This window comes from Bacillus sp. AFS040349, assembly GCF_002577655.1.
Classification (GTDB): domain Bacteria; phylum Bacillota; class Bacilli; order Bacillales; family Bacillaceae; genus Metabacillus.
Genome location: NZ_NUMC01000031.1, coordinates 97,782 through 120,198, shown reverse-complemented (window position 1 = coordinate 120,198; position 22,417 = coordinate 97,782). Strand labels below are relative to the sequence as shown.

Annotated in this window: 26 protein-coding genes; all 26 read right to left on the bottom strand. The window is 34.7% G+C overall.

The features are described 5' to 3' along the window. Positions 1–175: 175 nt before the first annotated feature. Positions 176–1,057 (bottom strand): translation elongation factor Ts, encoded by an 882-nt coding sequence (gene tsf / locus COD11_RS08440; RefSeq protein WP_098796321.1) that lies wholly within the window; start codon positions 1,055–1,057, stop codon positions 176–178. A gap of 213 nt (positions 1,058–1,270) precedes the next feature. Then, the gene (gene rpsB, locus COD11_RS08435) at positions 1,271–1,972 is read right to left on the bottom strand and encodes a 30S ribosomal protein S2 (protein ID WP_066337690.1); all 702 of its coding nucleotides are present in this window, start codon (positions 1,970–1,972) and stop codon (positions 1,271–1,273) included. Between the two features lie 234 nt (positions 1,973–2,206). Beyond that, positions 2,207–2,725, bottom strand: coding sequence for a hypothetical protein (locus tag COD11_RS08430; protein ID WP_098796320.1), 519 nt, complete (start codon positions 2,723–2,725; stop codon positions 2,207–2,209). Between the two features lie 12 nt (positions 2,726–2,737). Then, positions 2,738–3,040, bottom strand: a complete 303-nt coding sequence (locus COD11_RS08425) for a hypothetical protein (RefSeq protein WP_098796319.1) — start codon at positions 3,038–3,040, stop codon at positions 2,738–2,740. A 95-nt stretch (positions 3,041–3,135) separates the two neighbouring features. Further along, positions 3,136–3,903 (bottom strand): FliA/WhiG family RNA polymerase sigma factor, encoded by a 768-nt coding sequence (locus tag COD11_RS08420; RefSeq protein WP_098796318.1) that lies wholly within the window; start codon positions 3,901–3,903, stop codon positions 3,136–3,138. Between the two features lie 98 nt (positions 3,904–4,001). Next, entirely contained in the window at positions 4,002–4,502 is a 501-nt protein-coding gene (locus COD11_RS08415; RefSeq protein ID WP_098796317.1) for a chemotaxis protein CheD, read from the bottom strand. Beyond that, positions 4,492–5,133, bottom strand: a complete 642-nt coding sequence (locus tag COD11_RS08410) for a chemotaxis protein CheC (protein ID WP_098796316.1) — start codon at positions 5,131–5,133, stop codon at positions 4,492–4,494. Before COD11_RS08410 ends, COD11_RS08415 begins: the two co-directional genes overlap by 11 nt. A gap of 11 nt (positions 5,134–5,144) precedes the next feature. After that, complete coding sequence (locus COD11_RS08405; protein ID WP_098796315.1) at positions 5,145–5,609, bottom strand: chemotaxis protein CheW; 465 nt, start codon at positions 5,607–5,609, stop codon at positions 5,145–5,147. A gap of 82 nt (positions 5,610–5,691) precedes the next feature. Then, complete coding sequence (locus tag COD11_RS08400) at positions 5,692–7,719, bottom strand: chemotaxis protein CheA (RefSeq protein WP_098796314.1); 2,028 nt, start codon at positions 7,717–7,719, stop codon at positions 5,692–5,694. A gap of 95 nt (positions 7,720–7,814) precedes the next feature. Next, positions 7,815–8,915, bottom strand: coding sequence for a protein-glutamate methylesterase/protein-glutamine glutaminase (locus tag COD11_RS08395; RefSeq protein WP_098796313.1), 1,101 nt, complete (start codon positions 8,913–8,915; stop codon positions 7,815–7,817). Positions 8,916–8,921: 6 nt separating this feature from the next. Beyond that, positions 8,922–9,788, bottom strand: coding sequence for a MinD/ParA family protein (locus COD11_RS08390; RefSeq protein WP_098796312.1), 867 nt, complete (start codon positions 9,786–9,788; stop codon positions 8,922–8,924). A gap of 4 nt (positions 9,789–9,792) precedes the next feature. Next, positions 9,793–10,953 (bottom strand): flagellar biosynthesis GTPase FlhF, encoded by a 1,161-nt coding sequence (gene flhF / locus COD11_RS08385; RefSeq protein ID WP_098796311.1) that lies wholly within the window; start codon positions 10,951–10,953, stop codon positions 9,793–9,795. Continuing rightward, positions 10,950–12,986, bottom strand: a complete 2,037-nt coding sequence (gene flhA, locus COD11_RS08380; RefSeq protein ID WP_098796310.1) for a flagellar biosynthesis protein FlhA — start codon at positions 12,984–12,986, stop codon at positions 10,950–10,952. The genes flhF and flhA overlap by 4 nt, the downstream gene beginning before the upstream one ends. A gap of 132 nt (positions 12,987–13,118) precedes the next feature. Beyond that, a complete protein-coding gene (flhB, locus tag COD11_RS08375; protein ID WP_098796309.1) occupies positions 13,119–14,198 on the bottom strand; it encodes a flagellar biosynthesis protein FlhB in 1,080 nt (359 codons plus the stop codon). After that, complete coding sequence (gene fliR, locus COD11_RS08370; protein ID WP_098796308.1) at positions 14,185–14,976, bottom strand: flagellar biosynthetic protein FliR; 792 nt, start codon at positions 14,974–14,976, stop codon at positions 14,185–14,187. The genes flhB and fliR overlap by 14 nt, the downstream gene beginning before the upstream one ends. Position 14,977: 1 nt before the next feature. Beyond that, the gene (fliQ, locus tag COD11_RS08365) at positions 14,978–15,247 is read right to left on the bottom strand and encodes a flagellar biosynthesis protein FliQ (RefSeq protein WP_098796307.1); all 270 of its coding nucleotides are present in this window, start codon (positions 15,245–15,247) and stop codon (positions 14,978–14,980) included. Positions 15,248–15,262: 15 nt separating this feature from the next. Next, positions 15,263–15,928, bottom strand: a complete 666-nt coding sequence (fliP, locus tag COD11_RS08360; RefSeq protein WP_098796306.1) for a flagellar type III secretion system pore protein FliP — start codon at positions 15,926–15,928, stop codon at positions 15,263–15,265. Then, the gene (locus COD11_RS08355) at positions 15,921–16,613 is read right to left on the bottom strand and encodes a flagellar biosynthetic protein FliO (protein ID WP_098796305.1); all 693 of its coding nucleotides are present in this window, start codon (positions 16,611–16,613) and stop codon (positions 15,921–15,923) included. The genes fliP and COD11_RS08355 overlap by 8 nt, the downstream gene beginning before the upstream one ends. 13 nt (positions 16,614–16,626) lie before the next feature. Further along, complete coding sequence (locus tag COD11_RS08350; protein ID WP_098796304.1) at positions 16,627–16,989, bottom strand: response regulator; 363 nt, start codon at positions 16,987–16,989, stop codon at positions 16,627–16,629. A 25-nt stretch (positions 16,990–17,014) separates the two neighbouring features. Further along, the gene (gene fliY / locus COD11_RS08345; protein WP_098796303.1) at positions 17,015–18,274 is read right to left on the bottom strand and encodes a flagellar motor switch phosphatase FliY; all 1,260 of its coding nucleotides are present in this window, start codon (positions 18,272–18,274) and stop codon (positions 17,015–17,017) included. Then, positions 18,264–19,262: a flagellar motor switch protein FliM gene (gene fliM / locus COD11_RS08340; protein ID WP_098796302.1), complete on the bottom strand. Its 999-nt coding sequence runs from the start codon at positions 19,260–19,262 to the stop codon at positions 18,264–18,266. Before fliM ends, fliY begins: the two co-directional genes overlap by 11 nt. Before the next feature lie 36 nt (positions 19,263–19,298). Then, entirely contained in the window at positions 19,299–19,727 is a 429-nt protein-coding gene (fliL, locus tag COD11_RS08335; RefSeq protein ID WP_098796301.1) for a flagellar basal body-associated protein FliL, read from the bottom strand. Next, positions 19,720–19,941: a flagellar FlbD family protein gene (locus tag COD11_RS08330; protein WP_098796300.1), complete on the bottom strand. Its 222-nt coding sequence runs from the start codon at positions 19,939–19,941 to the stop codon at positions 19,720–19,722. The genes fliL and COD11_RS08330 overlap by 8 nt, the downstream gene beginning before the upstream one ends. 50 nt (positions 19,942–19,991) lie before the next feature. Further along, entirely contained in the window at positions 19,992–21,455 is a 1,464-nt protein-coding gene (locus COD11_RS08325) for a flagellar hook-basal body complex protein (protein WP_483296280.1), read from the bottom strand. Positions 21,456–21,594: 139 nt separating this feature from the next. Then, positions 21,595–21,966 carry a TIGR02530 family flagellar biosynthesis protein gene (locus COD11_RS08320; protein ID WP_098796298.1) on the bottom strand — a complete coding sequence of 124 codons (372 nt, stop codon included), beginning with the start codon at positions 21,964–21,966 and terminating at the stop codon, positions 21,595–21,597. A gap of 12 nt (positions 21,967–21,978) precedes the next feature. Then, a complete protein-coding gene (flgD, locus tag COD11_RS08315) occupies positions 21,979–22,413 on the bottom strand; it encodes a flagellar hook assembly protein FlgD (protein WP_098796297.1) in 435 nt (144 codons plus the stop codon). Positions 22,414–22,417: the final 4 nt, after the last annotated feature.

Here is a 22,417-nt window from a genome sequence, read left to right as displayed (position 1 = left end):
CTATTTTATCCGTGTTATTCGGCTTAGATTCTTTTTAATCCTACATAGCTTTAGATAGGTCCCATCTCTCTAAAAAGAAGGGAACACATGCTGTGTTCCCTTTTTCCATTATAAGAAAAACATGTATCTGTACACAACGTCGATTATGAATACTTATTTGTGTACATATTAATACTTATTTTTTAACTTGACTCATAACTTCTTCAGCGAAGTTATCCTGGCGTTTTTCAATACCTTCTCCAACTTCATAGCGGATGAAAGTTTTTACAGTTGCACCTTTAGATTGAACAAATTCTTTAACTTTTTGATCTGGATTCTTAACAAAGCTTTGGTCAAGTAAACAGATGTCTTCAAAATATTTACCAAGACGACCTTCAACCATTTTTGCAACAATATTTTCTGGCTTACCTTCGTTTAGAGCTTGTTCAGTTAAGATTTTACGCTCATGCTCAGCTTCTTCAGCAGAAACTTGATCACGTGATACATACTTAGGATTTACAGCAGCTGCATGCATTGCCACATCTTTTGCAGCATCTGCATCTGTTGTACCTTCTAGTAATGTTAGAACGCCGATACGTCCTCCCATATGTAGGTATGCACCAAATGCATCATTGTCAGTTTTTGATAATACAGTAAAACGACGAAGAGTGATTTTTTCTCCGATTTTCGCAATTGCAGAATTGATGTAATCAGCAACAGTTGTGCCATTGCTCATTGTCTCAGATAAAGCTGCGTCTGCATCTGCAGGCTTCTTCTCAAGTAAGAAATCAGCTAAACCGTTAATTAACTCTTTGAAACCTTCGTTTTTCGCTACGAAATCAGTCTCAGAGTTTACTTCTAAGATTACTGCTTCATTACCGTTTACTTTAACTAATGTAGAACCTTCAGCAGCAATACGATCAGCCTTTTTAGCTGCTTTAGCAATGCCTTTTTCACGAAGATAGTCGATTGCTTGATCCATGTCTCCATTAGTTTCAGTTAACGCTTTTTTACAATCCATCATTCCAGCGCCTGTTTTTTCACGTAATTCTTTTACCATTTGTGCAGTTACTGCCATTACGGTATTCCTCCTTAAAGTCATATGGGTTTTTAAATGATTCTAACCATCCATTATTTTAAATAAGTGGATATGATAACAATAGGCAGTTTATTAAAGAGACCTAAGGTTTCTCCTTATGGTTTCCAAGATGCCCAGATTTAGTTATTTCTTATGTAACTTACTTTAAAAAAAGGTGATAAAAGGTCATTCCCCCTTATCACCTTTTGCACATTAAGCAGGTGTAGTTTCTTCACCTTGTTTAGATTCTAAAATTGCATCTGCAATTTTTGCAGTTAGAAGCTTAACAGCGCGGATTGCATCATCATTTGCAGGGATTACGTAATCAATTTCATCAGGATCACAGTTAGTATCAACGATACCTACGATCGGGATGTTTAATTTACGAGCTTCTGCAACAGCGATACGCTCTTTACGAGGATCAATAATGAATAATGCATCTGGTAATTGCTTCATGTCTTTAATTCCACCAAGGAATTTTTCAAGACGCTCAAGCTCTTTGTTAAGTTGTACTACTTCTTTCTTTGGTAGTACTTCAAAAGTGCCATCTTCTTGCATTCTTTGAATATCTTTTAAGCGCTTGATACGCTTTTGGATTGTTTCAAAGTTTGTTAATGTACCACCTAACCAACGTTGGTTTACAAAGTACATTCCAGAACGTTCTGCTTCTTCTTTAACTGAATCTTGTGCTTGTTTTTTTGTACCTACGAAAAGGATTGTACCACCTTCAGCTCCAAGTTCTTTAACGAATTTGTAAGCTTCTTCAACCTTTTTAACTGTTTTTTGAAGGTCGATGATGTAGATACCGTTACGCTCAGTGAAGATGTAACGTTTCATTTTTGGGTTCCAACGGCGTGTTTGGTGACCGAAGTGAACACCAGCTTCAAGCAATTGTTTCATAGAAATTACTGACATTAATTTGTTCCTCCTAATGGTTTTGATCTCCTCCGCTTATATCATCTCTAAGCATAACTGTTATCTTTAAGCATATAATATTATGATAAGGTTAACAGCACCAATACTTAAATCTATAAGCGTGTGTAATAACACCAAAAATTAATATACCATATTAACCTACCACATTCAAGAGTAAAGTAAAACTTCTTAACAATATTATTTGATTACTCATTAAACAACGCTTTGATTCAATTATAATTGACGAAATTTTAAAAGAAGCTCGATTTCTGTTTTACCAACATTCAACCGTTTCGCAATTTGTTCAATAGTATGTCCCTCTTTATAAAGATTTATAGCTTTTTCTTCAAAAGATGGATTTTTTTGTTGTTTAGGTTGATTAATTTCAACGATATCCTCCACTTGATCAACATTTAATAAGTAATCAGGAAGTTCATGTTTATCAACTTGTTTATCAGGTTTTTGTATTTCAACATGACTAGCTTTTTGATCTTGATTATTTGGATTAAAATGATGTTCTTCTTTTTTTTGAGGAATTGAATTAGATGTTTTCAATAACTTTTCAATAAGTCTGTCATTCTCATCCTTAATATCAATAAGAAAACTTGTCATAGAATTTTCTGTTTCTTCAAGTAACTGACGCTGTGTATCAGATATATTTTTTATTGTAGAGTATTTCATATAAAGAACAACGATAAAATAAAAAGCTACTACATGAAGTAGTAAACTTATCAAAAGTAATATAGTCGGCATAGGCATCCTCTCTTAACCAAAAAAATCAATTGTTTTCCCCTTATAGGGATGGTCAGGATTCTCCTCTTGTTTTTGTTCTTCTTTTTTCTTTTTCTTCTGATTATGATGTTGCTCTGATTGATCCTTTTTTAATTGTAACTTTTCACTTTCTTGATTTTCCTGAACCTGCGATCTTTTTAAGTCTACTTCCTTTTGTATAGAATGTGCAAGTTGATCATGATTAATCTGATTTCTTTGATTGAGCTGTTCTTGAATCTTCCCGGCATCATGTGTGCGAGGCAGAGCAATTTGCATTTCTATATTTTTTAAGCTCATATCGTCCTCACCTTTACGAAGCACAATACTGATGTTTGTTTGTAAAGTCTTGTTGGCTTACCTCATGATTGTACTAATGATTCATAACAAAAATATTAATGTATTACATTTTCTAATATTTTTCTTAATTTAAACAACGCTTTCGAATGAATTTGTGAGATTCTTGAAGTTGATAGGTTCATAACTTGACCAATTTCTGTTAAAGTTAATTCTTCTTTGTAAAAGAAGCTTATAACAAGCTGCTCTTTTTCACTTAATTGAGTGATAACTTCGGATAACTGACTGATTAATTCATCATTAATCATCTTTTCTTCCGGTGTTACCTGGTTATCATCTTTCACAGTAAACCCAATACTTTCGCCATCATCTTGATCAAACAATTGATCATCAATAGACAATACATTTGCAAAGAAACCTTCATTCATAACACCAATAACTTCATCTTCTGTTAAGCCAAGTTCATTTGCAATTTCTTTCGTGGAAATATTTCGCAAATGTTTTTGCTCTAATTTATCAATCGCCGCTTCTACTCGTTTAGCCTTTTCACGTGAACTTCGTGGTAGCCAGTCTTCTTTTCTTAGGCCATCTATGATTGCTCCTCGCACCCGGAAAGAAGCATACGTGTCGAACTTTAAATCACGATTTGGGTCAAATTTCTCTAATGCATCATATAACCCAAACAAGCCTAAGCTCATCAAATCGTCTTTATTTACATTCTTTGGAAGTCCAATAGAAATTCTTTGAACATGATAAGAAACAAGGGGCATATATTTCTTGATGAGCGCATCACCAGCATGAGAATCTCGTACATCTATCCATTTTTGCCAAATTACTTGTTCATCGGTTAGTGTCATTAGTGTCATTTTTATCCCCCTGATACAGATATGTTTCATTGAAAAGCAATTTTATCTTTCAAAAACTTTCACACCCAGTAATAAATAACAAGCTAGGTTTTTATAAGTTAAATAATTTTCACACCTTGATTTACTGTTCTAATCATTAACTCACATGTTATTGGATCAAATTCAATGGTTCTTCCGCTATTACCACCAACATCTTCTTTTAGTAAAGGTATGTTATATGATTTAAGAACTTCTTTAACTGCTTCTACATTTCTTGGGCCGATTCTCATCATGTCACTAGTTGTTTGAAATTGGAACATTTGAGCACCACCAGCCATCTTAGCTTGTAAAGACCTCATTTTTGCTCCTGCTTCTACTAATTTGTCGATTAGTAATGGAACAGCAGTGTCTGCATATTTTGCCTGATTAATAGACGACTGATTTGCCAGTGTTGAATCTGGTAGCATAACATGAGCAAGTCCAGCTATTTGGTAGATCCTATCGAATAAAATAAGACCTACACAAGATCCTAATCCTGAGGTGCGAATTCGCTGTGGAGATTTCACTATATTTAAATCAGCAATCCCAACTTTAACAATTTCAATTGACTCATTCTTCATCTTTTACACCAAGCGCATCAAATAACTTTTTAAAGGAATCTGGATCTGGTAAGAGAAAGAAATGCCCTTTTACTGAATCTTTTTCTAACTGATCTTCTTCCTTAATTGCAGTGTCAATGATAATAGCAAAATCACCCGCATGTGATAACTCAATTAAACCGTGACTAATAACAGCACCAAACATATCAATTGTAAGTGCAGGAACTGAAGGATAGATTGTTAAATCTGTCAAATCAGATAATGATGATAAATATGATCCTGTTAAAATATTACCGAGTTCTTGAAATGCAGATAATCCTAATTCATTATATGGTGGTTCTTTTAACGAAAATTGATCATCGCCGATCAGCTGTTTTATAAAGCGTTCCGCTTGTTCAATGCTTAATACAAAGAATAAGGAGCCAGGGATATCACCTTCAATCCTTAAAAAGACACTGGCTATGACAACGTCAGGACCGCCTACCCATTCCATTAAGTCGTTAAAGGAAACAATCTTAACATCTGGTACATTCATATCTATCTTTTTTTCCAGCAACTTCGATAATGAAGTTGCTGAATGTCCAGCACCAATATTCCCTACTTCTTTTAAAATATCGATATGTGTAGATGAAATAAAATTAATATAATCCATTTAAATTCCCTCTATACACCGAGAAGAGAACGCTCGTCATTACTTTTCAGAACTTGTTCTAAATCAATCATAACAATTAACCTTTTATCTAATTTGGCTACTCCTTGAATATACTCAACTTCCACAGCCCCAACAACTTCTGGTGCAGGTTCAATAATGTCCTGATGAATATCAATAACATCATTTGCTGCATCTACAATAAACCCAACTTCCATATCTTCTTTGGAAACAATAATCATTCTTGTACTTTCAGTATCTTCGAGGTCTTTTAATCCAAATCTTTTGCGTAAATCTATAATAGGTGTTACAACTCCACGTAAATTAATTACTCCTTTAATATAAGAAGCTGTTCTTGGAACTCTAGTAATATGTTGAACTTTTTCAATAGAACGGACTTGTTGTACAGGAATTCCGTATTCCTCATCTTGTAATTGAAAAACAATGACTTTTAAGTCACCAGATATATGTTCACTCATCGTTTAATCCCCTCTCAAAAGAAAATATCAGCATCTTGATTTAAATAATAAGCTTAAAAAACAAACGTTCTAAATGAAGTCACTATTTTATTAAAGAATTACAATCAACGATTAACGCTACTTGACCATCACCTAAAATAGTAGCACCTGAGATGGCAAATACTGAGTTCAAGTAATTTCCAAGAGATTTTAGAACGATTTCCTGCTGACCAATGAAGGAGTCAACGACAAGTGCTGCCATTTTGTCACCTTTACGTACAATAATTAATGAAACAAAATCTTCATTTTCGCTTTCTTCTGGTACTTCAAAGATTTCAGATAAGAAGACTAACGGCACAATTTTCCCACGGAAATCAATTACTTTTTGATTATGTGCTTGTAGAATCTCATCTTTTTTAATAACAGCTGTTTCAATAATTGATGATAGTGGAATTGCATATTTTTCTTTACGTAATTCAACTAACATTACGGAGATAATCGATAATGTAAGCGGAAGTTGGATAGAGAAAAGTGATCCTTTTCCTTCCTGAGCATCTACTGATACCGTTCCTCCTAATGATTCAATCGTGCTTTTTACAACATCCAGTCCTACTCCACGACCAGAGATATCTGAAATTTGATCAGCAGTAGAGAATCCTGAAGAGAAAATCAATTCGTAAACTTGTTTATCAGTTAGTGTAGAAGCAACCTGCTCTGTTACTACTCCTCTATCTAATGCTTTCTTCAAGACTCGGTCACGACTAATTCCAGCACCATCATCTTCGATTTCAATGAAAACATGGTTTCCACTATGATAAGCTCTTAAAACAACATTACCTTCATCACTTTTACCATTTTTCACACGAACGTCCGGCATTTCTACACCGTGATCAATCGCATTTCGAAGTAAGTGAACTAATGGATCCCCAATCTCATCAATTACTGTGCGGTCAAGTTCTGTTTCTGCACCGAAAATTTCAAGATTTATTTTTTTGTTTAAATCTTTAGCAAGTTGTCTAATCATTCGTGGGAATCGGTTAAACACAGTTTCAACTGGTACCATTCGCATATTTAGGATAATATTCTGTAAATCTCCAGAGATACGAGACATTCTTTCTACAGTTTCATTAAGCTCATTATTGTTTAAATCTTTAGAAATTTGCTCTAATCTACCTCGGTCAATAACCAATTCTTCGAAAAGATTCATTAAAATATCCAAACGTTCAATATTAACACGTATTGTCTTAGTACTTGTAGCAGCAACCTGCTTTGTAGCTGTTTTAACCTGCTCTTTGGCTTGTACATGTTTTACTACTTCTTCCTCAGCTACCGTTAATTCTTGTTGAGAAGTTTCTTCATGAGCTTGTTTCATATTTTTTCCAACTACTACTATTGGTTGAACATTTACACTATCAATTTCAGAAACTTTCATTACCTTATTTTGAATATCTTCAGAAGAATCCTTTGTTACAATTGCAACAGTGAATTGATGATCAAATTTTTCTTCTTCTAATTGATCAACTGATGGAACGGACTTAATAACTTCACCAGCCTGCTCTAGAATTTCAAATACCATAAATACTCGAGCAGCTTTTAACAAACAATCTTCTCTTAAGGTTATCGTTAATTCAAATGCTGAAAATCCTTGTTCTTTAGATTGCTGAATAACGGCATTTTCATAATCATCATAATCTTGAATTGATTGTGAAAGAGTTACCTCGTTTGATGGTGATGACTCTTCTGCAACAGCTTCACCATTTTCAATTTTCTTCAACATTTCAACTACTTTTGAAACATCCTTCTTACCATCTCCACCTTCTGCTATAGAGAAAACCATTTCCTCTAAATCGTCAACAGAAGCAAATACAACATCAAGAATTTCAGCAGAAACAGATAGTTTTTCATTTCGAATGGCATCTAATACATTTTCCATTTGATGTGTTAAGCTAGCTAAATCTTCGTAACCCATTGTTGCACTCATTCCTTTGAGTGTATGTGCCGAACGGAAAATATCATTGACAATTGATAGATCAGTTGGGTTTTTCTCTAATTCTAGTAATTTCTCATTACAAGCTTGTAGATGCTCTTTACTTTCTTCAATAAAGACTTCTAGGTATTGATTCATTTCCATACGGTAACACCCCTAAGTATCAAGTTAAGTAATTTATTTATATTTGGAAAAATTATTATGATACACATCAAAACTAACACAGCGAAAAATGTTCTTTAACGCTGATTTGTCAAAAAGTTCATAATAGTCGCTGCTATATTCTCAACATTTTCAACTTTATCTACCAGATTTGTTGCCACTGCTGCTTTAGGCATTCCGTATACAACAGATGTCTGTTCAGATTCAGAAATAGCTTTTACCACTCCCGTTGACTTTAGCTTCTTCAAACCTTCTGAACCATCAGATCCCATTCCAGTCATGATTACAGCTACTTTGCGGTAATCATTTAGTTCGCTAATAGAATCAAACATCACATCTACAGAAGGACGATGTCCATTTTTTATTTCAGACTGGTCAATTTTAATAGTAAGTGATGTGCCTGTTTTTACTATTTTAAGATGAGATCCACCCGGTGCAATATAAGCTGTGCCTTTCTTTACTAATTCACCATTAACTGCTTCCTTCACTTCAATTGAAGAAATAGAGTTCAATCGACTAGCCAGTGAATGTGTGAAACCAGGAGGCATATGCTGAACAATAAAGATTGGAGCATCAATGTTTGCAGGTATTTTTGTTAATACATGTTGCAAAGCCCTAGGTCCTCCTGTTGAAGTCCCTATACAAACAATTGATGACTTAAGATGTTTTTTGTCGAAAGAAGTAGGGCTTTTGTAATCTGTTGAGTCTATTTTACTATATTCATTCACTGTAAGTGGAGTCTTTTTTTCCCTAAATCGACTTATTCTTTTATTTCGACATGATGAATTAGCTAAGATTACTTTTTCCTTCAATTCTTCCTTTACTTTATGAAGATCTAATGAAATAGCCCCAGAAGGTTTTGTGATGAAATCAAATGCCCCGTATTGTAGGGATAAAATCGTATTTTCAGCACCTTCTTTTGTAGTACTAGAAAGCATAATGACCGGACGAGGATATTTATTCATAATAACCTTTAGAGCTTCGAGTCCATTCAAAACAGGCATCTCAACGTCAAGGGTTATAACATCAGGATTTATCTCTTCGATTTTTGCTAGCGCATCTTCACCATTTCTAGCCGTTCCTACGACTTCAATGCTCTCATGTTCAACTAGAAAATCTGTAATAAGCTTTCTCATAAAAGCTGAATCATCCACTACCAGCACTCGTATTTTCCCCATTATTGTTTACCTACCCTTCATGAAGAAATTTTTTAATTTCGATATAAAAGGTGTTGAATCAACTACTTCTACATCAGTTGACTTTGTTCGAATAAAATCCTTTGAAATTGTTATTAAAGCTTTACTAGCCTGACAATTAGGTTGATATAATAATACTGGTTTTTGGTCAATAACAGCTTTCATGATCGTTGAATCGTCAGGTATGATACCTAATAATGAAACCTGGCGACTCAAAAATTGGGTAATCGTTTGTGCGAATCTGCTATAAGTAGAGTCACCAACCTTCTTGTTGAAAGCCCTATTTACTACAATTGAAAAGGGTATCGTTGGGTGGTTCAGACACACATGTTTAATAGCTGAATAAGCATCAGTCATTGATGTCGGCTCTGGAGTTGTAATAACAATAATTTCATCAACAGAAAGTAAAAAGCGCAAACTATCTTCTGAAATTCCGGCCCCCATATCAAAGATGATATAATCGTATACTTTAAATAAGAGATCTAACTGCTGTAGAAATCGTTGGAACTTTGTCTCATCAAGTTTGAAAATAGTTCCTAACCCACTACCACCAGAAATATACTCCAATCCATCTGGTCCAGTTGAAATAATATCAGTAAGTGATAAATCTTTTTGGAAAAAGTCAACAATTGAATATTTCGAACTTTCGCCTATTAGGATATCAATGTTACCCATACCTATATCTAAATCAAATAATAAAACTCGTTTATTTTCTTTTTGTAAAGCCAGTGAAAAATTAAGGGAAAAATTTGATTTACCAACCCCGCCTTTTCCACTCATTACCGCAATTGACTTGGCTTGAGATTTTAGGCTATTTAGTCTTTGTCTTAAACGTTCTGCTTGATCATTTACCATTTGATTACCTCAACATTTGTTCGACTATACGTTCTCGTGAAGCTGCTTCAATATCATCTGGGACATCTTGACCATGGGTCGTATAGGCAATCCCTTTATTTGTCTTTATCATGACATCAAACAATGTTCCTCTTGTTGCTGTTTCGTCTAACTTTGTAAAGATAAGTTTACTTATTGGAATGACAGAAAATTGTTCATATACCGCTAACATATCTGAAGATTTTGCTGTAGCAGCAAGAACAAGATACGTTTCCATTTCCTCATTAAAATCAATAATCTTTTCTAAATCAGAAACATACTTTTCTTCTAAAAAATTTCGTCCTGCAGTATCGATAAATACATAATCATACATAGAAAGTTTCTTTTTAGCTTCTTTAAAATCTTCAATTGTATAACAAACTTCCATTGGAACGTCTAAAATTTTTGCATATGTTTTTAACTGTTCAATAGCCGCAATTCTATAAGTGTCAGTTGTGATAAAAGCAACTTTTTTCTTCTTTTGTAACACACATTCAGCTGCTAATTTCGCTAAGGTAGTTGTTTTACCTACTCCTGTTGGGCCAATAACATTAATGTATTTCTTTTTATAAGAAATACCACCAAACTCAAGATTGGAAATACGGCTAGCAAAGAGTTCCATTTGTTTCTTAAATAGCTGTTCAACTGTGACGTCACCCTTTTTGTTATACCAATATTCCAAAAGTTCACCCATAATTTGAGCTCTTATAGATGAACTAATATCTTGTTTAATCATCTTTTGTAAAATTAGTTGAAGCGGTTCAGGGTATTGTCCCATTTTTTCATCACTGGAAATGGTTTGAACAAGTCGCTTCAACTCATTTATTTCGTCTAAAAGGGGCTTGTGATCAGTTACTTTTTCAACTGGTTTTGGTGTGCTTTGATTTGCTGGCTCAGAATTGAACTTTGTTTGTGGTACTGTGTTTTCTTGAACAATTGCTTTTGTTTCTTTCTTTGGCTGCTGATCTACTTGTACTTCCGGATCCATAGCAGCAATCACTTCGATCTTTTTTTTAGTAAAAAGACCTAGAAAACCACCTGTTTGAATACTTTTGGAATTCAAAATAACTGCATCATTACCCATTTCAGCACGGATTTTTTTCATTGCTTCTTGCATAGATGGTGCGACATATTTTTTTACCTTCATTCGACGTTTACCACCCCAATACTTTGTACTTCGACATTTGCTTCTAGTTCATTATATGACAATATAGGTACCTGAGGGAAATAACGATCTGTTAGCTGTCTAACATACATTCTCACTGCAGGTGAACATAATACAATTGGTGTTTGTTGTTGAAGTGATAGCATTTCAATTTCTTTTGCTATAGCTTCAATAAGTTGTTGTGAAACATCCGGGCTTAATGATAAATAATTTCCGTGCTCTGTTTGCTGGACACCTTCTGCTATAAGTTTTTCTACCCTACCTGATAAGGTGACAACCTTCATCATTTGTTCCTGATCAGCATATTGGGAAGTAATTTGTTTAGCTAACGCTTGTCTAACATATTCTCCTAATAGTTCCGTATCCGAAGTCATTTTTCCGAAATCTGCTAATGTTTCAAAGATAATTGGTAAGTTTCGAATAGATACCTTTTCTCTCAAAAGCTTTGCAAGAACTTTTTGAATATCCCCAATTCCAAGTGGTGAAGGTGTTACTTCTTCCACTAAAATTGGGTAAGATTCTTTTAAGTGATCTATTAATTGTTTTGTTTCTTGTCGACCTAATAGCTCATGTGCATGTTGTTTAATAATCTCTGTAATGTGTGTAGAAACAACAGATGGTGGATCTACTACCGTATATCCATACATTTCCGCCGTATCCTTCATTTCTTCTGTAATCCATTTTGCAGGCAAACCAAACGAAGGCTCAATGGTATCAATTCCTTCAATTGAATCATCTTCAATTCCTGGTGCCATTGCTAAATAATGATCAAGAAGAATCTCGCCTTTGGCTAATTCATTTCCTTTTATCTTTAATCGATACTCATTAGGTTGCAACTGTATGTTATCCCGTATACGTACAACAGGAATAACGATACCTAATTCAATTGCTAATTGTCTACGAATCATAACTACACGGTCTAAAAGATCCCCACCTTGATTTGTATCGGCAAGAGGAATTAATCCATATCCGAATTCAAATTCAATTGGATCAATATTCAATAGATTTACCACACTCTCAGGGCTTTTCATTTCATCCATTTCTATTTCTTGTTCCAACTCTTCTTCATCCGGAATTTCTTGAGCTTTTGATCTTGTAATCATATAGCCACCAAAAGCTAAAAGACCTGCGATCGGTAATGTTAATAAAATACCGATTGGAGTAAAGATTCCTAATAGAAAGATCGTCCCTGCCGCTACGTAAAGCATTTTCGGATAAGCAAAAAGTTGTGAAGTAATATCAGTACCTAGATTACCTTCCGAAGCTGCTCTTGTTACAACAATACCTGTTGCAGTGGAGATTAGAAGTGCAGGTATTTGACTCACGATTCCATCTCCAACTGTTAACATTGTAAAATGAGAAGCCGCTTCACCAATCGGCATTCCTAATTGCATCATACCGATAATGATTCCAAATAACATATTTATAAGAACCATGATAATACCAGCGATCGCATCACCTTTAACGAATTTACTAGCACCATCCATTGCTCCGTAAAAATCTGCTTCATTTGCAATTTTATCTCGACGCTCACGTGCCTGTTGTTCAGAGATCATTCCTGCATTTAAATCAGCATCAATACTCATTTGTTTACCTGGCATTGCATCGAGTGTAAAACGGGCAGCAACCTCTGATACACGTTCAGATCCCTTTGTAATAACAACAAATTGGATCACAATTAAGATAGTAAAAACAACAAAACCTACAAGAACATTCCCACCGGTAACAAAAGTACCAAATGTTTCAACAACCTTACCTGCATCTCCTTCGGCAAGAATGGCTCTTGTTGTTGAAACATTTAACCCTAAACGGAAAAGTGTTAAAAGCAGTATTAAAGATGGAAAAATTGAAAACTGTAATGGCTCGTTCATATTCATTGACGTAAGAATGACCAATAACGCAAGAGAAATATTAATAATAATTAAAAAGCTCAATAACCAGCCCGGGAACGGAATGATCAGCATTGCTACTATTAAGATAACACTAAGTAATACAGATAAATCTTTTCCGGACATGTTGTTTATCTCTCCTTAAAACCCATTCTATCTATCTTTATCTGTGTTAACACACCTTCTAAGATTTCCACTTCAGGCATCCTTCATTAAGTTTCTAGTTTGCCTTTTATAACAAAATCTATAAATTTATAACTAAATTGATTTAGCTTGATAAACATAGGCAATAATTTCTGCAACCGCCTGGAAAAACTCATCAGGAATTGCTTGTCCAATATCCACTTGGGCATATAAGGCCCTTGCCAATGGTCGATTTTCCACCATGACAACATCATTTGCTTTAGCAATTTCTTTTATTTTCTGTGCAACAAGATCCACGCCCATTGCTACAACAAAGGGTGCATCCATTTTTGTTTCATCATATTTTAAAGCAATCGCATAGTGAGTGGGATTCGTAATGACTACATCGGCATTTGGAACATCCTGCATCATACGTCTCATTGCCATCTCACGTTGTCTTTGCTTAATTTTCGATTTAATAAGGGGGTCACCTTCAGATTTTTTATATTCATCCTTTATGTCTTGTTTCGACATTTTTAGGTTTTTTTCATAATCGTAGCGCTGATAAAGATAGTCTAATAGTGACAATAGCAATAAAGCTGCTGAGGCAAACAACCCCATTTTTACTGTTAAAGTAGCAATATATATTAAAGATTGTTCAACTGTCATATGTGACAATCGTAAAACATTCTCAATATCTAACCAAAGAACAGAAAAAGTAACAAACCCGACAAATGTAATCTTCAATAATGATTTTAATAATTCAACAATGGCACGCATTGAATAAATACGCTTAAAGCCCTGAATTGGATCTAATTTATTTAACTTCATTTGAATAGCTTCAGTTGAAAATAAGAACCCTACTTGTAAATAATTAGCCAAAATACCAGCAACTAAAGCAACCCCCATTACAGGTGCCAGAATAATAGCAGACTGATAAGCTAATGTAATAAATAAGTCATGAACATTTTGATCTGATAGTTCAATAAGCAAATAATCTTGAAAAGTTCCTCTCATCATAAGCAGGATACGATCTCTCATAAATGCGCCAATGAATAAAAACGATAAAAATATTGCTAAAAGTGATATTGCTGTAATAACATCCGCACTTTTAGCTACTTGTCCTTTTTTCCTTGCATCTTGCTTTTTTCGTGGTGTGGCTTTTTCCGTTTTCTCTCCAGCAAAAAACTGTAAATCTAATCTAAGAAGATTCATTGCCTCCACCTCCGAACAACTCCATAAGTCCTCTCATTGTATAAGTCATTGTTTCAAATAACTGCTGCATCAGCATAAATAAAGCTCCCATAACTAAAATTAACATGATAAAACTTACACCAATTTTTAATGGCAAACCAACAACGAAAATGTTTAACTGAGGCACAGTTCTAGCTACTATTCCTAAAGCAATATCAACTAAAAATAGTGAGCCTACTACCGGGATAGACATTTGAAATGCAATGATAAACATTGAATTAAATGACTCAACAATAAATTCAATAACACTTTCTTCACCCATTGGAAGAAAAGGTTGATCAATAGGGACAAATTGGTAGCTATAAAAAACTCCGTCAAGCAATAAATGATGAGCATTTGTTGTAATCATAAATAAGAGAACAAATGTGTATAAAAATTGACCAACAAGAGGACTTTGTGCTCCTGTTTGCGGATCAATTACATTCGCTATCGCAAAACCCATCTGGAAATCAATAAAACTTCCGGCAATTTGTATTGCAGCAAGGATAAAATACGCTGAAAATCCGATTGTTAATCCCAAAAGCACTTCTTTTAATATCAGCATAATATATTGCCCATTCACTTCAATAGCAGGAGGATCTATTGAGAAAAACATAATCCACGCTAAAAAGAAGGAAAAACCAATTTTATGAGTATTAGGAATATTGCGGTATGAGAAGAAAGGCATTGTAACGAAAAATGCTGTAATTCTCATAAAAATCAAAAGAAAAGCCGGATAATTCTCTAGTATTGTGATCATTCTAGCCCACAAACCTATTTAAGTTTCCGAATATATCTTGTGCATAGGATACTAGAGTTGAAAGCATCCAAGGCCCAAAAAAGATTAGCCCCACCAAAACAGCAACGATTTTCGGGATAAACGCAAGAGTTTGCTCTTGAATTTGAGTTGTAGCCTGAAAAATACTAACAACAAGACCGATAACCAAGGCTAATAGTAATAATGGTCCACAAATAATTAACGTTGTGTATACGGCTTTTTCTGCTAAGGAAATAACAAATTCTGAACTCATTCGTTCACACCCATTCTAAAAACTTTGTAACAATGATTTAATAATCAAATACCAACCATCAACTAAAACAAATAATAATATTTTAAAAGGTAATGAAATCATAACTGGAGGAAGCATCATCATACCCATTGACATAAGAATACTTGCGACAACCATATCAATAACTAAGAAAGGTATAAATATCATAAATCCAATTTGAAATGCTGTCTTAATCTCACTAATGGCAAAAGCGGGTACAAGTGCTGTTAAAGGAATATCCTCTACTGATTCTGGTTGCTCAATTCCAGCATAATTTAAAAATAACGCCAAATCTTTTTGCCTTGTATGTTTACTCATAAACTCTTTAAATGGAATTGCAGCTCGATCATAAGCTTCTTCTAACGTAATTTCCTCATTAAAAAGAGGCGTTAACGCCTGCTCGTTTACCTGTGAAAAAGTTGGTGCCATTATAAAGAAGGTTAGAAATAGCGCGATTCCAATCAAAATTTGATTTGGTGGCATAGATTGTGTTGCAAGAGACGTTCGAACAAAGGATAAAACAATGATTATTCTTGTAAAACAAGTCATTAAGATTAATATACTAGGTGCTATCGATAAAACTGTTAGTAATAAAAGGAGCTTTACAGAGGTGCTGACATCTTCAGGGTTGCTATTGTTAAAAAACTCCATAAACTCATTCATGCTTGTCTAAACCCTTTCTTTCAATATCCTCAATCTGTTTTGTCCGCTCTTTTTTCATTTTTTCCAATTGTTCACTTAACTTTGTTGAAAATGTCATTGTTGACTCATTATGTTTCTGTCCTTTTGCACCTTGTTGAATAAATGAGAACACTTTTTGAATTAAGTCTTTTGATTCAACAACTCGTTCTTGCTTTAGCTCAAACTCCTGAATAATCCTCTTATTTTCTTCTTCATCATTGATTTCCGTTAACAGAGAAATTGACTCTCCTACACCAACAACTAAAACTCTGTCACCTATTTTCACCATTTGTACTGATTTGTTTTGCCCTACATTTGTACCGCCAAGATTAACAATTGCTTGTCCTTGCTGAAAAACTCTGTTTCGCTTTGTAACAAACTTTAATAAAAAATAGACGAGAAAAAGAACGATTCCAAGTGCAAAGAACATTTTAATAAAATCAAATGCAGTGACAGATAAAGCATCACCTTGAACATTTTCATCCGGACTTACTTGCTTATCTTCAACAATGTTTGTCTCGTCAGGTTTTTGCGTTTGTTCTTCATCAGTCAGATTTTCATATACACTTTTGTTCGAAGAATCCTCCGCAAGCACATTTGATGCAGCTTGCGGAGAGAATAAAATAAGAGCTAATAAAATCAAGATGACGTAGTTTCTACGAAGCAATGTCACTCCACCTTTAGCTTAAAGTTTTTCCAATCGCCTCTAATACACGGTCTGCTTGGAATGGCTTAACAATAAAATCCTTTGCTCCAGCTTGGATTGCATCAATAACCATTGCTTGCTGCCCCATCGCTGAACACATAATAACTTTTGCATTGCTGTTTAATTTCTTTATTTCTTTTAACGCTGCGATCCCATCCATTTCAGGCATTGTAATATCCATTGTTACCAAGTCTGGTTGAAGTTCTTTGTATTTTTCTACAGCTTGAGCTCCATCTGCTGCTTCAGCAACTACTTCATATCCGTTTTTAGTTAAAATATCTTTAATCATCATTCTCATAAAAGCTGCGTCGTCTACAATCATAATCTTGTGTGCCATAGTTTCCCCACTCCTACTATATTAATTATTTAAGTTTGTTTAAACGTTCAGATTGACTAATAATATCCGTAACACGTACTCCAAAATTCTCATCAATAACAACTACTTCGCCTTTAGCCACAATTTTATTGTTAACTAAAATATCAACATGCTCACCAGCTAACTTGTCCAATTCAATAATAGAACCAGATGATAATTCAAGAATTTCTTTTACAGAACGTTTTGTTCTACCAAGTTCAACTGTTACTTTTAGAGGGATGTCTAAAAGCATATCAAGATTTTGAATATCCTGTTGTAGATATTGTACAGGCTCAAAACTCGCAAATTCAGCTGGCTTCACATTAACTGTCGGCTGAGGTCTCTGTGGTTGAGCATATTGTGGTGGGGGAGCATGCATCTGCTGATTAGGCTGCCCCATATATGGTTGTTGTGTTTGTTGATACATTGGTTGTTCATAAGACTGCTGTTGTTGTTGATACATTGGTTGTTGTGGAACTGGTTCTTCATATTGTTGGTGCTGAACTGTTGGCTGAGGAATAGTCTCTTCCTCTTTCACTGCTTCAGCTGTAACAGCAACCTCTTGTGATGGGTTAATTAATTGATCAATTAAATCTTTAGCAAAATATAAAGGTAATAATTGCATGATATTCGAATCAATTAATGTACCGATTTTCAGTCTGAATGATACTTGAACTAACAAGTCTTCATTCGGAATAGTATTAGCTTCCTCAGTCTCATTTACATCTAGGAGCTCAACTGTTGGTGGTGAAATATCTACTTTTTTATTGAAGATAGTAGACATTGATGTTGCGGCTGAACCCATCATTTGGTTCATCGCCTCCTGAACAGCACTTACTTGAATGTCTCCAAGCATATCATCAGGATTTGTCCCATCTCCACCCATCATTAAATCAGCAATAATGGCTGCATCACTTTGTTTAATGACTAAAATGTTACTTCCAGAAAAGCCCTCTGTATAATTCACCTCAATTGCCAGATAAGGATGTTGGAATTGATCTCCAAGCTTATTTTTATGAACAACTGAAACACTCGGTGTTGTAATTTCAACCTTTTGTTGAAGTAGTGTAGATAAAGCTGTTGCAGAACTACCGAAAGAAATGTTTCCAATTTCACCAATGGCATCTTCTTCCATATCACTAAAGTAATCTTCGTTCTTTAGTTCAGCTTTGTCATTTGTATCAGCAGGAGTTTCTTCTTCGTCAACACTTGATCCTTTTAATAAAGCATCAATTTCATCCTGAGATAACATATCATTACTCACCATCTTCGTCACCTCTCGATAAGTGGTCAATAATTTGAACCGCTAATTTTTTGTTTAATTTCCCTGGTTGTCCAGTAAACTTTGGCTTGTCACCTATTGTAACCACCAATGGTTGATCAATGGTACGATCTAATTGAATGACGTCTCCAGGTTGTAATTGAAGAAAATCTTGAATAGATAAATCAGATGATCCCAATTCTGCAGACACTGTGAGATCAGCAAGATTAATTTGCTTTTTCAAAGCATCAATCTCGTTTTGCTTAGGCTCTTTTCGATCAGACTGCATCCAATAATGTACAGAAAGCTTTGGGATGATTGGCTCCAAAACAACATGCGGGATACATAAATTTATCATTCCGCTCGTTTCTCCCACTTGAATATTCAATGATATAACAACAACTGTTTCATTCGGAGAAACCATCTGTAAAAATTGAGGATTCACTTCAAAATCTGCCATTACAGGATCAATTTCAACTAAAGAATCCCAAGCTTCTTGGTAGTTTTCTAGTGATTTTTCAAAGATATTTGAAATAATTTTTGTTTCTATTTCGGTTAAATTTTCAATTTTATTAACACTAGCACCGATACCACCCATAATTCGATCCATCATAGCGTATGCTATATTAGGATTCACTTCCATTAATACTCTACCTTCCAAAGGGTGAACTTCAAATATATTTAAAACAGTCATCTTTGGAATAGATCGAATAAATTCTTCATATGGCAATTGGTCAACAGAACCTACAGTTATTTGTATATACGTTCTTAATTGAGCTGAAAAGTGTGTTGTTAATAATCTCGCAAAGTTGTCATGAATTCGGGTTAAACTTCGAATTTGATCTTTTGAGAACCGCAAAGCACGTTTAAAATCATAGACCTTAACTTTTTTATTGGATTCTTCCTTTTTTAATTCATCTGCATCCATTTCACCTGTTGAAATAGCAGACAGCAAGGCATCAATTTCACTTTGTGATAAAATATCACCTGCCAAAGTTTTCACCTCCCACTAAGATTTGTTAGTCATTTATTATTGAAGGATATAGGAAGTGGTATAAACCTTATTGACCTTGCCTTCTTGCATCAACTCATTAACTTTCACTTTAATTGTATCTTTTAGTTTGTTCATACCTTCAGTACCATCAAGCTGATCTGCGTTCATATTTGCCAATTCAGAAATGATAATATCACGAACTTGAAACTCGCGTTGTGTTAATTCTTCTTTGGCCTTTTTTGAGTCTGTTTCAATTTTAAATGATAAGCGTACTATATTACCACTGGATAAATTTGTGGTTATTTCCGGTATATCTACAGATGCCTCAACCACCTCTTTAATTGGAGGTGCTTTATGCTCATCTTCATCTCCAAGAAATTTTGTAACAACAACTAAGGCTGTAACCCCAATTAATGTTATAGAACTTATAATGACAAGCATTATCGTTAAAAGCTTCTTATTCATCTTCCAAGACCTCCGAGTCTTTTCTCAGCGACAATACATTGATATTTCTATAGAAGGAAGAGATCTTTGTTCGAACCTCTTGTTCATTCTCCTTCACAACATATTTGTGACCATTTGTTAGAGTAATTGTTGTGTCAGGAAATGATTCAATTACCTCAATATATAATGCATTTAAGGTAAATGATTTACCATTCAACCTAGTAACTTGAATCATATTTACAGGAGCTGAGTAGCCGAGCTATATATCAGCCCCTTCCCCCCTTATTAACGTTTTAGGTTCACTAATTCTTGAAGTATTTCGTCTGATGTTGTAATGATTTTTGTATTTGATTGGAATCCACGTTGCGCAACGATCATTTCAGTGAACTCTTCAGATAAGTCTACGTTTGACATTTCTAGTGCACCGGCAACGATTGAAGCAACTCCGTTAGTCCCTGGTGCAAAAAGCTCATTTAATTGAATTCCATTAGCATTTTTATCAACTGATCCTGAGTTGGAAGATTCTCTGAATAAGTTTCCACCAGCTTTTTCAAGACCACCTGCGTTAGCAAAGTTTGCTAAGCGGATTTGTCCAGCTACCTTTAATTGACCACTGCTATTTACGAAAGAAACTGTTCCGTCAGGTCCAATCGAGAAGCTTTGAGCGTCAAGTGGGATTTGGATAAGTCCTGCTTCTCCGCTTAGGCTGTCAGACCAAGTTGGTTTGAGTAAGGCTTCAGCTGCATTTTCATAATTAACGACTGATTGAGCTACTTGCTCTAAATCAACTTTGAAGTTTGATATTTTATCCATTAGAGCTTTAACTGTATCAAGATCAGTTGTTGCAGCAGTTCCCGAAGCAACTACATTTGCTGGATATTCATTAGCTTGTAGCTGTCTAACTGATGTACTTATTTCGCTAACAATCTCAGTGATAGGTGTAGTACTATTAAATCCATTTGTTGCATCCGAGATACTCTTGTTAATCATAGCAATTGCTTCTGTTGCAACATTTGTATCGTTAAATGCCATAGCAATATTTTTAAAACCATTATTATTATAAGGTCCAGTACCATCTACAAAATTCTTGAAGTCCGCATGAGCAGTTGTAAGAGCATTATGAGCGGACGCAACATTCATACCAGTTGATACAGCATCGTTGTATTCATTATAAGCACTAAGTAATGTATCTGTTTTCTTTTCTAGTAACTTCACAGCATTTGTAATGTTTTTATATGATCCTTCAAATTGGGTAATACTTGTAAGAGCGTTATTCCCTTTAGTTATATGATCAGCTGTTGGAGGCGTTTTTTCACCTGTTTCACCAACTAAATAGTAACCATCTGAAGTTACTAAGTAACCTCTATCATCCATATAAAAGTTTCCAGCTCTTGTATAACTAAGATTCATAGCACGGTCAATAGCCCCAGTAATTTTGTTGTTCCCCACTTGATTCCCTCGGTCAACACCAACACGTGCCAAATCAGATATAGTAGCTACAGGGAAGAATCCATCTCCAGAAAGAGCCAAATCAAGTGTTCTTGCCGTTGTTTGAGTTGCTCCTGTTGTATGAATAACATCGACAGAAGAAGCTTGAGATCCTAAACCAACTTGCTGAGCATTTGTTCCCCCACGTGCACCGTTTGCAGCACCTGCACCTGATATTTGTTGGCTAATTAAATCTTTAAAAGTTGAACGAGATTTTTTATAGCCGTACGTATTAACGTTTGCGATGTTATTCCCGATCACATCTAGCTTCATTTGAAAGTTTTTCATACCACTGATACCTGAGTACATTGAACGTAACATTTACTTTCCTCTCCCTTGTATATTGGATTTTGTTGTTTCAGTCGATCCACAACATAAGCTTCCTAGTAGGGCCAGCTTTTTAATCCATAATAATTGTTCCATTTATATTGGTAAAAATTTGAGATTTTGCTTCGTCTATATTCATTGCTGTAACAACAGTGTTATTTTTTGCACTTACGATTAAAGCAGCATCATGCAAGATGACAAGTGAATCCGTCACACCTTTATGGCTTGCCTCCTGCACTTTTTCCTCGATCAAATTCCATTCATTATCAGAGATATGTATATCTCTTTGTTGAATTCTTTCTTGTGCATGTTTACTAATCTTTAAAGTTGGGTTTTGCAACTCACTAAGAACTTCTTTAAATGAAGTATTAGATTTTAAGGGATTAGTTCTGGATTTTATTAAATCTAATGTTTGTGAAGTAACAGGTTTAATAGGTAAAGTCATCAACACACCCCCTTACTCAGGCTGGCTGATTTTTGTAACTAAATCACTCGTAATTTCTTTCCCATTATCAAGTTCAAGAATTATGCTATTGTTTTTTTGTTTAATTGCTTTTACAACTCCAGTTTGTATAGCCTCTTCAGCACCTGAATCTGACCATTCAATAGATTTACCAATCATCTCTGAATATTTTAAAATAGAATCCGTTGTTGCTTTTTGTGTATCTAAAAACTTTTGCATCAGGGAATTCATATTGGTAATCTGTTCAAGTGATGAAAAGTTAGCCATCTGTGAAATAAATTCTTTATCTTCCATTGGGTTTAATGGGTCTTGGTTTTGAAGTTGTGTCATAAGTATTTTCAAAAATTCATCTTTTCCAAGATTGGATCCAGAACTACGAGTTTTTGTATTATTTGACAATAATAAACTTGGATCTATAGATACAGACATAAGC

Excerpts from the sequence above, each read along its gene's own strand:
- COD11_RS08320 (WP_098796298.1), bottom strand. The coding sequence starts at position 21,966 with ATGACTTTACCTATTAAACCTGTTACTTCACAAACATTAGATTTAATA.
- flhF (WP_098796311.1), bottom strand. The coding sequence starts at position 10,953 with ATGAAGGTAAAAAAATATGTCGCACCATCTATGCAAGAAGCAATGAAA.
- flgD (WP_098796297.1), bottom strand. The coding sequence starts at position 22,413 with ATGTCTGTATCTATAGATCCAAGTTTATTATTGTCAAATAATACAAAA.
- COD11_RS08410 (WP_098796316.1), bottom strand. The coding sequence starts at position 5,133 with ATGGATTATATTAATTTTATTTCATCTACACATATCGATATTTTAAAA.
- flhB (WP_098796309.1), bottom strand. The coding sequence starts at position 14,198 with ATGAATCTTCTTAGATTAGATTTACAGTTTTTTGCTGGAGAGAAAACG.
- COD11_RS08330 (WP_098796300.1), bottom strand. The coding sequence starts at position 19,941 with ATGATTCAAGTTACTAGGTTGAATGGTAAATCATTTACCTTAAATGCA.
- COD11_RS08420 (WP_098796318.1), bottom strand. The coding sequence starts at position 3,903 with ATGACACTAATGACACTAACCGATGAACAAGTAATTTGGCAAAAATGG.
- COD11_RS08415 (WP_098796317.1), bottom strand. The coding sequence starts at position 4,502 with ATGAAGAATGAGTCAATTGAAATTGTTAAAGTTGGGATTGCTGATTTA.
- flhA (WP_098796310.1), bottom strand. The coding sequence starts at position 12,986 with ATGTCCGGAAAAGATTTATCTGTATTACTTAGTGTTATCTTAATAGTA.
- COD11_RS08350 (WP_098796304.1), bottom strand. The coding sequence starts at position 16,989 with ATGGCACACAAGATTATGATTGTAGACGACGCAGCTTTTATGAGAATG.
- COD11_RS08405 (WP_098796315.1), bottom strand. The coding sequence starts at position 5,609 with ATGAGTGAACATATATCTGGTGACTTAAAAGTCATTGTTTTTCAATTA.
- COD11_RS08425 (WP_098796319.1), bottom strand. The coding sequence starts at position 3,040 with ATGAGCTTAAAAAATATAGAAATGCAAATTGCTCTGCCTCGCACACAT.
- fliP (WP_098796306.1), bottom strand. The coding sequence starts at position 15,928 with ATGAATGAGTTTATGGAGTTTTTTAACAATAGCAACCCTGAAGATGTC.
- rpsB (WP_066337690.1), bottom strand. The coding sequence starts at position 1,972 with ATGTCAGTAATTTCTATGAAACAATTGCTTGAAGCTGGTGTTCACTTC.
- COD11_RS08395 (WP_098796313.1), bottom strand. The coding sequence starts at position 8,915 with ATGGGGAAAATACGAGTGCTGGTAGTGGATGATTCAGCTTTTATGAGA.
- fliL (WP_098796301.1), bottom strand. The coding sequence starts at position 19,727 with ATGAATAAGAAGCTTTTAACGATAATGCTTGTCATTATAAGTTCTATA.
- fliR (WP_098796308.1), bottom strand. The coding sequence starts at position 14,976 with ATGATCACAATACTAGAGAATTATCCGGCTTTTCTTTTGATTTTTATG.
- COD11_RS08430 (WP_098796320.1), bottom strand. The coding sequence starts at position 2,725 with ATGCCGACTATATTACTTTTGATAAGTTTACTACTTCATGTAGTAGCT.
- fliQ (WP_098796307.1), bottom strand. The coding sequence starts at position 15,247 with ATGAGTTCAGAATTTGTTATTTCCTTAGCAGAAAAAGCCGTATACACA.
- fliY (WP_098796303.1), bottom strand. The coding sequence starts at position 18,274 with ATGGTGAGTAATGATATGTTATCTCAGGATGAAATTGATGCTTTATTA.
- COD11_RS08400 (WP_098796314.1), bottom strand. The coding sequence starts at position 7,719 with ATGGAAATGAATCAATACCTAGAAGTCTTTATTGAAGAAAGTAAAGAG.
- COD11_RS08390 (WP_098796312.1), bottom strand. The coding sequence starts at position 9,788 with ATGGTAAATGATCAAGCAGAACGTTTAAGACAAAGACTAAATAGCCTA.
- tsf (WP_098796321.1), bottom strand. The coding sequence starts at position 1,057 with ATGGCAGTAACTGCACAAATGGTAAAAGAATTACGTGAAAAAACAGGC.